Source organism: Streptomyces sp. NPDC057271, from assembly GCF_042668715.1.
Lineage (GTDB): Bacteria > Actinomycetota > Actinomycetes > Streptomycetales > Streptomycetaceae > Streptomyces.
In genome coordinates this window covers 2,526-9,763 of record NZ_JBHUYJ010000034.1, presented here as the reverse complement: position 1 = coordinate 9,763, position 7,238 = coordinate 2,526, and the positions used below count along the sequence as shown (strand labels likewise).

The following is a 7,238-nucleotide window of genomic DNA, read 5'->3' as shown; positions in this document are numbered from 1 at the left end:
ACTTCACGTTCCGTGGTGTCAGCGCCGCGCGCGCCGCTTCTCACGCCGCGCCGCGATCACCCCGAGGTCGGACCTCATGTGGGGCGGTACGACGAACTTCGGCGCGTTGAAGAGGACGACGCAGACCTCGCACGCCAAGGCGCCGAGGATCGTCACCAGCGCGACGACGAAGAAGACGCTCCCGATCGCGGACGTGCCGGTGTCGAGCATGCCCACGACGAGGAGCAGTGTGATGCCCCACAGCGAGCCGGCGGTCAGGGCGAGCGAGCGTACTTCGCCCCGCTTGGTCTCCTGGCCGAACGGCATGAACGCGAAGGTGTCCATGAAGTGGCCGACGAGTCCGGGGTCGCGCCACAACCGGACGGCCTGCCAGGTCATGAAGGCGGCACCGAACCCGAAGAAGAATCCGATGGCGAGCGTCATGGCGTTGCTCTCTCTCGTTGTCCGGTCTCGTTGTCCAGTGAGCTTCCCGCTCGGGGTGGGGAACCGCCGGGCGGGCTCCGAGGGTACGTGATCGACCCCGGAGTCCACCCGGCGCTGTCGTCCGGCAGGAGATCAGCCGAACAGCTTCCTCCAGCCCTTGGTGATCGCGTTGTTGATGGGTCCGGTGGACAGGATGCCGGTGACGGCTCCCGCCGCGGCGCCGATGGCCCCGCCGACCACGGTCCCCACGCCCGGTGCGATGGCCGTACCGATCGCCGCGCCGAGCGTCGCACCCACCTTGGTCGCGCCCATGACCACGGCCGTGTCGACCGCGGTCTCCACGACGGTCAACGGTATGTCGCCACCGGTGGACTGGTAGTTCGAGTACCCGGTGAACACGATGCCGCCGACGAGGGTCACCCGTCCCGCCATCTGCACCGTCGATCCGCGTCCGGCGGCCGCGACGCGCTGTACTCCCGGGTGGGTCTGGAGCGAGCGCATGGTCTTGGCGGCCTGGCTGCGCACCTTCGGGTCCGCGTGACTGCGCATGTCCCTCGCGGCCTGGCTGGTGATGCTGCCGGACGCCTTGAAGCCCTCCTGGATGTAGGCGCCGGATGTCATGAGTCCGTTGCCGCCGTTGCACAAGTAGTTCCAGTCGGACTCGATGCCGCAGTTGGCCGAGAACGACAGGATCGGCAGCGGGTCGGGGCCCATCTTCAGCGGAGGCTGGGACGGCGGTCCGTACACGGGTCCGCCACAGGCCGCCAGCGGAGGCACACCGCAGCTGGGCGGCCCGTAGACGGGGCCACCGCCGCCGCCACCGCCACCGCCACCACCGCCACCGCCACCGCCACCACCGCCACCGCCACCGCCACCGCCACCGCCGCCACCCTGGTACTCAGGGCACTGCGGGTTGGTCAGGCTCGGGCAGGGCGCACCGCCACCGCCGCCACCACTGGTGACGGGGACGCCGCCCTTGCAGGTGATGCCGTACTTGCTCGGGTTGTCGCACTCGGGCACCTTCTCGCCGGTCGGGTCGGAGAAGGTGGTGGGGTTGTTGTTCGCGTAGGCGTAGCCGTTCAGGGACTGCGCCTGCTCGGGGCTGAGCTTGGGGTCGGCGCTGATGAACTGGCCGATCAGTGGGTCGTACTCGCGGGCTTCGACGTGGGTCAGGCCCGTGTTCGTGTCGTTCGTCTTGCCCAGGAACCCCTTGTCGTCCGGCCACGCGCCGCCGGTGGTCGTGCCGCGTTCGGCCCCGAAGGGTGTCATCCGGCGCTTGGTGACCGTCTGCGCGCTGTCCGCGGAGACGGCCAGGCTCTGGGTGCCCTGGTGGTCGCCCGCCAGGTAGGAGAGCTTGTTGGTGCCGGACTGGTTGGACCTGACGGCGATGTTCAGGCTGCCCGAGGAGTAGGTGCGCTGCGCCCAGGAGGTGCCGTTGGCCCGCAGGTGCAGTTCGGTGCCGCCGGTGTAGAGGACGCGTTCGCCGTTCTCGGTGCTCCGGATGAGCAGCTTGCCGTCGGCGTCGTAGACGTAGTCGGTGGTCTCGTCGTTCTCGGTGACCTGGGCGAGCCTGCCGTCCGTGGACCAGACAAGGTCCTGGCGCCCGGCGGGACCGGGCCGTCCGGTGGTGTTGCCCGACGCGTCGTAGCCGTAGCCGTTGTCCGGCGTGGTGCAGTCGGCGCTTCGGCTCGTGCCGGACAGGAGGTGCGGTCGGCCTTCCTTGTAGCAGTAGGTGTCGGTGGTGGTGAGGGTCGGCGTGTGCTTGATCTCTGCGGTGCGCTGGCCGCCCTGGTTGTAGGTGTAGTCGGTCCAGTACGGCGCGGGGCCGGAGAGTGCGGTCGCGCTGCGCGGGTCGGCGCAGTTCTGCGACGAGGGGGTCCACGCGGCGGTGAGGCGGCGGTTGCCGTCGTATCCGAAGCACTGGGTCTCGGCCGCGCTCGTTCCGCCGAGCGTGGTGGGGTCCGAGATGGCCGTGATGTTGCCGGCCTGGTCGAAGGTGTAGTTGGTGTCCATCAGCATGTACGGGTGGGTCTGGTCCGTGACATGCGTGCGGGTGAGGCGCCCGGTGCCTTCCTCGAAGGTGTTGGTGACGTAGACCTTCTTGAAGGCCTCGGTGTTCGCCGTTCCCAGGGTGTACTGCTGGGCGCGGCCGACGGCCGAGTAGTCGGCGCCGAGCAGGTAGCCGGTGGATCCGGTGATGGTCGTGACCTGACCGAGGGGGGTGTAGCCGTACGAGACGATCTCGGAGGGCAGGCCGCCCAGGGCCGGTTCGGTGTTGTTCCCCAGGGTTCCGTCGAGACGGTAGGAGCTGGAGAACGCGATGGTGGCTGGTGCGCCCGCGACGACGAGCGGGTCCGTCGACGGAAGGGTGAGGGTCGTACCCGTCGGGCGGTCGAGCGTGTCGTACGCGGTGACCGTCTTGGTGTACGCCTTGCCGGCCGTGCCGCCCACGTAGCGGGTGGCCGTGCTCTGCAGCCCCTTCAGGAGGGTGTCGTAGGTGTATCCGGTCAGCTGGTGGGCGGCGTCCTGGACGCCGTCCCAGGTGCCGGTGACGCGGCCTAGCTCGTCGTAGCCGGTCAGGATCGACCGGGTGCGCGAGTCGGTGCTTCGGGTGAGCCGGTCGAGGACGTCGTAGCCGAGGGAGGACGAGCCCTTGTCGGGGTCGGTGACGCTCGTCCGGCGTCCGAACAGGTCGTATCCGTACGACCAGGCGGCCCCGTCGGGGCCGGTGATGGACTGCTCCTTGTCGTCGAGCGTGTGCTGGAAGCGTGTGGATGCGTAGGTGGTCCCGAGGCCGCCGCCGTACGCCGCGTCGGTCGTGTTCGGGCCGGCGTACTCGCGGCGTTCGACGTCGCGTCCCCGCGCGTCGGTGATGATACGGACACCGACGCCGCCCTGCTGGCCGGTGGTCGCGGTGGAGTCACCGGTGTACGTGGTCGTGGTGGTCCACTTCGGGACGCCGTAGATCAGCAGCTTGGTGCTGGTGGAGCGCTCGGCGCCGTCGAAGACGGTCTCCGTCTGCTTGGGTGCCTCGCCGTACTCCGCGCGGACGTAGGTCGGGCTCGGGCCCGAGGTGGTGTCGAAGATCTCCTCGTGCTTCTCGTAGGCCAGGCCCCGGGTGTCGTAGCGGGTGTCGGTGAGGACCCGGCCGCCCTGCGGGCTGGGTGCCTGCACCTGGAGTTCACGCAGGAGCGAGTCGTACAGCGTGTAGGTGGTGTTGTACGTCTCGCCGTCCGCCTTGAGCGAGGCCGAGGAGACCCAGGACTGGGTGCTGTTGCTGAGCGAGTAGCCGAACTTCTGGGTGGGGCTGTAGCCGCCGCCCCGGTTGCGGTTGGGCCGCCATACGCCGGTCAGTCGGCCCAGCGCGTCGTAGGCGAGTTCGGTCTTCTTCAGGTTCGCGTCGTAGGTGCGCAGGTCGAGGCCGCGGCGCGGGTCCTTGAAGCTGGTGACCGCATGGCCCTTGGGGTTGGTGACGACCGTCTTGGTGAGGGGACCGGCCGCCACGGGCGTGTAAGCCGTCGTGGTGGTCTTCTCCAGGGCGTCGGTCTTGCTGACGACGCGGCCGAGGGTGTCGTACCCGGTGCTGTCGGTCTTCTGCCAGCTGGGCACGGTGGCGCTGTAGCTCTTGGCGCGTCCGGTCCAGGTCGGCAGGCCCTTGGTGGGCTTCATGGCGGTCGACCAGACGGCGCCGTCGTAGGCCGTGGCGGTGTCCGAGAGGACGTCGCCGCGGGTCGTGGTGGAGGCGGGCAGCGAGAGGCTGGTGTCGGCGACGCCGCACGCCCTGGCGACGACGCGCTGACGGGAGACCTGGCTGATCAGGCCCAGGCCCGGGTCGCGGGCGTACCAGGTGCGGGTGCACGTCTCGTCGCCGGTCCTGCCGTCGTCGCCGCGGTCCTCGGACGTCTCGACCATGCCGTAGCTGTCGTAGGTCTTCTCGATGGTGCGGGAGCGCCAGGTCCCGGGCACGGTGAGGTAGGTGTGCGTGGTCTCCTTCTTGGGGTGGACGAACCGGGCTACGTGGTCGGCGGCGTCCGGGACGGTCTGCCGGGCGGTCTCCGACGACGAGGGCTCGCTGGACTCGGCGGAGACCGGCGTCGATCCGTTGTAGACGACCTGCTCCCGCAGGTGTCCGGCGTACTGGTCGCTGTCGGTGAGGGTGGCGAGGCCCAGGGCCGGGCTCGACAGCGGGGCGACGCTCACCGACTTGGTGGTGCCGTCCTTCTTCCTGTCGCCGTGCATGCCCTGCATGTAGAGCGAGACCGTCTTGGAACGGGTGGTGTTCAGCGCGCCCTTGTGGACGGTGACCTGGCGGTAGCCGCGCCAGTCGGACCAGGTCCGCTCGGCCTTGGGGATGAACGGGTCGTCGCTGTAGTTCCAGGCCGCGCCGCTGTACTCGTAGGCGTGCTCGACGGCGTCGTTCTGGCCGGCGGGGTCGGAGATGGTGACGGCGAGGACCCGGTACTTGTGGAACCAGTCGACGGAGGCGTCCTCCGCCCCGTTGATGTTCCAGTACAGGGGGTAGCAGTTGCGGGTGTTGGTGTCCTCCGCGGCGCCGAGGACCTCACTGCGCACGCACTCGGGGGCCGACATGGTCACCGTGGTGATCGCTCCCGTCTCCGACGTGATCGTGGAGATACGGGGCCGGGTCAGGGGAAGGATGTCGTCCGTGGCGTCGACCCGGTTCGGCCGCATGTGGTACGTGAACGAGACCGGGTTCAGTCCGATGCTCGTGCCGGCCTTACCAGTCCGCTTGATCGACTTCAGTGTGAGGACGTGGTCCGAGGTGTCACCGATGTCGCCGCCGTCCAGGTACTGCTGGGTCATCAGCCAGGAGTCCACCGCGTCGTAGGCGCTCGTGGTGGCGTTCCAGGAGGAGGTGTCGATCGTGGTCATCCGCTTGCGGGAGAAGAACGACGGCCCGACGGCCAGGCAGTCCTCGTCGCTCTGGCCGCTGGTGCAGAGCGCGTCGAAGGGGACGTCGGGCCAGTTGTCGGCCGTCTCCTTGGTCAGCGAGGTGCAGTCGGCGGCGGTGCACCGCTCTTCGTAGCCGAAGGTCACCTTGGCGTCGGCGTTGTCGGTGAACAGGGCGCCCTTGCGCAGACCGTACTTGATCTCCTTGGGATAGCCGCCGCGCTCGTACGAGGCGTTGGCCGTGGAGGCCTTGTTCTTCCGGTAGTGGTTGGTCTCCTTGGCGTACCAGTAGGTGGCCGCGTTGCCGGAGGTGTCCTCGACGTAGTCGAGGTTCCAGCGCCAGGCCTGGGTGAGCGACCGGCCCGCGAAGCTGGTGCCCTTGTCGTAGCCGGGCTCACCGGAGTCGTCGCCGAAGACCGGCACGGTCCAGGTGGAGTTGGTGCGCTGGGTGGTCGCACCGTCCAGCTTGTCGAGGCCGAACACGTACTTCGTACCGTCGCCGGTGACGACGGTCCAGTGCTCGCCGTCGTCGTCGCCGTTGTCGGCCCCGGTCGAGCGGGTCACCTTGGAGGCGTCGTCGTTCTCGAGCCGCCACTTGCCCGTCGCACCGTCCTTGATGAGCAGGGACGACGAGCCGTTGAGGACCAGTCGGGCGTTGTCGTACTTCCAGCACTGGTCGTGGACGTCGTCGTGGCCGTCGTCGTCGCAGCTGCCGTAGGTGCGCTCGATGTAGGACTCGCTGAGGGCGAAGCCCTCACCGACCGAGGTGCCCTGGTTGTTGCTGGCGGCGGTGCGGCCGTCGACGCTTCCGGAGCTGTAGGCGAGCGTGAGGGACGGCGTGGGGCCGGCCGCGGCGGGCGGCAGGGTGAAGTCGTGTTTCCAGGTGAAGGATCCCGAACTGCCGCCCGCCTCCCAGGAGGCGCTCTCCGCGAGCGCGGTGGCCGTGTAGTCGCCGCTGCCGTTGGGCGACTGGCCCTCGCCCGTCCCCGTGGCGGTCAGGGCGAACACGGTCGCGCCGGAGCCGGCCGTGGCGGCCGAGGCCAGCTGGGTGGACGGGCCGGTGCTCGTCTCGGGCAGCATGACCTGCGCCGTGACGGTCTGTGCCGTGGCGCTGTTGTCCGACGGGAGCGGGGACTGCTTGCGGCACTCGGCCTTGGCCGGGGTGGTCAGCGCGCAGGCGGGCAGCTGGACCAGGCGCAGTCGCTGGGACCAGCCGCCGCCGATCGCGCCGGCCAGGTCCCGGTAGCCGACGCTCAGTCGGGCGTGTCCGGACCGGTCCGACTCGGCGGTGAACATGACTCCGGTGACACCGGCCGCCTCGGCGGTCCTGGTGTCGAGCACGGTGAACCGCGCGTCGGTGCCCGCCGGGACGGCGCCCTTGCCGACCGCCGGACGGACGGTCAGGGGCAGCCCACCGGGCTTGGCGGTGGCCGCGGCCGAACCGTTCAGCTCGATCGTGGCCGAGCCCTTGCCGGGCCAGGAGGAACGTTGCTCCCGTAGCGCCCGCGCGGCCTGTTCGGCGTTGGCCTTCTGGTCCCGGGTGACCTGGTCGCGGGCCTTTTCGGCGCCGGGAGTGTCGATCACCTCGACCTTGCTCGCCCGTGGCGCGGGCAGCTCGGGCTTGGGGGGGGGGGGGAAGGAGGCCTCGGCGACCGGGGCCAGGCCGACCGGGACGGTCATGGCCAGCGAGAGGACGGTCACCAGGGACCGCGTGCGATGCCGCCGCACTCCCTGAAGGACCGATCTCGCGATGAGTAGTGAGCGTGCTCTGACTCTGTCCAAGGACATGTCTTTTCATCCCCCCATGACGGGTCGGGCGGCCGGACGGACCGGCGGCCTGCTGGTGAGCGGGGTGGGGGGTGGGGGGTGGAGAGGGGCGGCACACCCCCCTCCGACAGGGGGCT

At 69.8% G+C, this 7,238-nt stretch carries 2 protein-coding genes; both read right to left on the bottom strand.

Annotated features, from left to right (window positions below; translation table 11 throughout):
• Positions 1-18 precede the first annotated feature (18 nt).
• Complete coding sequence (locus ACFUJR_RS17765; protein ID WP_383180281.1) at positions 19-423, bottom strand: hypothetical protein; 405 nt, start codon at positions 421-423, stop codon at positions 19-21.
• Positions 424-555: 132 nt separating this feature from the next.
• A complete protein-coding gene (locus tag ACFUJR_RS17760; protein WP_383450526.1) occupies positions 556-7,014 on the bottom strand; it encodes an RHS repeat-associated core domain-containing protein in 6,459 nt (2,152 codons plus the stop codon).
• Positions 7,015-7,238: the final 224 nt, after the last annotated feature.

Bases quoted from the DNA above. Each gene is read 5' to 3' on its own strand.
- ACFUJR_RS17765 (WP_383180281.1), bottom strand. From the start codon at position 423: ATGACGCTCGCCATCGGATTCTTCTTCGGGTTCGGTGCCGCCTTCATG.
- ACFUJR_RS17760 (WP_383450526.1), bottom strand. From the start codon at position 7,014: ATGACCGTCCCGGTCGGCCTGGCCCCGGTCGCCGAGGCCTCCTTCCCC.